General features: G+C 65.7%; 2 protein-coding genes. One reads left to right on the plus strand and one right to left on the minus strand.

Annotated features, from left to right (window positions below; translation table 11 throughout):
- On the minus strand, window positions 1–736 hold a 736-nt coding region (xseA, locus tag WBB85_RS01495), incomplete at its 3' end, for an exodeoxyribonuclease VII large subunit (protein ID WP_432636854.1).
- A gap of 69 nt (window positions 737–805) precedes the next feature.
- Here xseA and purD point away from each other — a divergent pair.
- Window positions 806–2068 (plus strand): phosphoribosylamine--glycine ligase, encoded by a 1263-nt coding sequence (gene purD, locus WBB85_RS01500; protein ID WP_432636855.1) that lies wholly within the window; start codon window positions 806–808, stop codon window positions 2066–2068.
- The last annotated feature ends 13 nt before the right edge of the window (window positions 2069–2081 follow it).

A 2081-nucleotide genomic window follows, 5' to 3' on the forward strand; every position in this document is an offset into this window, starting at 1 on the left:
CCGCCGAGATCAGCGGAATGGTGCTGTCGGCGGCGGCGCGGACGACGATTTCTTCGTTGAAGCCCCAGAGGTCTTCCAGCGACCCACCGCCCCGCGCAACGATGATCAGGTCAGGGCGCGGCAGCGCACCGCCGGGGGAAAGCGCATTGAAGCCCCGGATCGCGGCGGCCACTTCGGGCGCGCATTTCTCGCCCTGCACCGCGACCGGCCAGATCAGTACCTTGCGCGGAAACCGGTCGCGCAACCGATGCAGGATATCGCGGATCACCGCACCCGAGGGCGAGGTGACGACGCCGATCACCTCGGGCAGATAAGGGATCGCCTGCTTGCGCTCGGGCGCGAAGAGGCCTTCGGCGGCCAAAGCCGCTTTCCGCTTTTCCAGCATCAGCATCAGGGCACCCATGCCCGCAGGCGCGATATCCTCGACGATCAGCTGGTATTTCGACTGGCCGGGAAAGGTGGTGAGGCGGCCAGTGGCAATGACCTCCATCCCCTCTTCCGGCTTCACCGACAGTTTCGCCGCCTGCCCTTTCCACGACACGGCGGCAATGACGGAGCGGTCATCCTTGAGGTCGAAATAAAGATGCCCCGAAGCCGGGCGCGACACCCGGCCGATCTCTCCCCTGACCCTCACATGGCCAAACTCGCCCTCAATCATCCGCTTCACCGCGCCGGAGATTTCCGAGACGGTGAATTCATGGGCATTGCCGCCGCTCTGGTCTTCGAAGATGTCCATGGGTCCGCTTGTATCCTCTGCCCCCCGACCTTAGAACGCCAGGCAGGCGAGGCCAAGCGGGGGACGGCAATGATTATTCTCATTCTGGGAGGCGGCGGGCGGGAACACGCCCTGGCATGGGCGGTCAAGCAGAACCCCAAATGCGACCGCCTGATCGTGGCGCCCGGCAATGCCGGGATCGCGATGCTGGCCGAATGTGCCGATCTCGACATCATGGACGGCGCGGCGGTGGTGGGGTTCGCCGAGGAAAACGCCGTCGATTTCGTCATTGTCGGACCCGAGGCGCCTTTGGCGGCAGGCGTGGCCGACAGCTTGCGCACGGCGGGCATCCTGACCTTCGGCCCCTCGGCGGCGGCTGCACGGCTGGAAGCCTCGAAAGGCTTCACCAAGGAAATCTGTGACGCGGCCGGGGCCCCGACAGCGGGCTATGCGCGCTTTACCGAGAAGAACGCGGCAGCGGATTACGTGCGGGCCAAGGGTGCACCGATCGTGGTCAAGGCGGACGGTCTTGCCGCCGGCAAGGGCGTGATCGTGGCGATGGAGGTCGAGGAGGCATTGGCGGCACTCGACGACATGTTCGGCGGCGAATTCGGGACTGCTGGCGCCGAGGTAGTGATCGAGGAATTCATGGAGGGCGAGGAGGCCTCGCTCTTCGTTCTCTGCGACGGCGCGGATGTGCTGTCGGTGGGCACTGCGCAGGACCACAAGCGGGTGGGCGACGGCGATACCGGCCCGAATACCGGCGGCATGGGGGCCTATTCCCCGGCCCCGGTCCTGTCGGATGCGGTGCTGCGCCAAGCCATGGATGAAATCGTGCGCCCCACCATCGCCGAGATGGCAAAGCGCGGCACGCCGTTTCAGGGCGTCCTTTATGTCGGGTTGATGATCAGGGACGGGTATGCACGGCTGGTGGAATACAATGTCCGCTTCGGCGACCCGGAATGCCAGGTTCTGATGATGCGGCTTGGCGCGCAGGCCTTCGACCTCATTCATGCCTGCGCCGAAGGGCGGCTGGGGGATTGCAGGGTCAACTGGGCCGAAGATCACGCGCTGACCGTGGTGATGGCGGCCGAGGGGTATCCCGGCACCTATGCCAAGGGCTCGCAAATCCGCGGGCTGGATGAGATGCCCGAGGATTCCGCGCATATGGTCTTTCACGCCGGGACGGCGGAACGGGACGGCTCTGTCGTCGCGTCTGGCGGCAGGGTGCTGAACGTTACAGCGCGTGGCGCGACACTGGCCGAGGCCCGCGACCGCGCCTATGGCATGGTCGATGCCATCGATTGGCCGGGCGGATTCTGCCGCCGCGATATCGGTTGGCGGGCGCTCTGAACCGGATTTCGTC

The organism is Albidovulum sp. (genome assembly GCF_049646345.1).
Classification (GTDB): Bacteria; Pseudomonadota; Alphaproteobacteria; order Rhodobacterales; family Rhodobacteraceae; genus Albidovulum.

Coding starts and splice junctions, on each gene's coding strand:
- purD (WP_432636855.1), top strand. CDS start 806: ATGATTATTCTCATTCTGGGAGGCGGCGGGCGGGAACACGCCCTGGCA.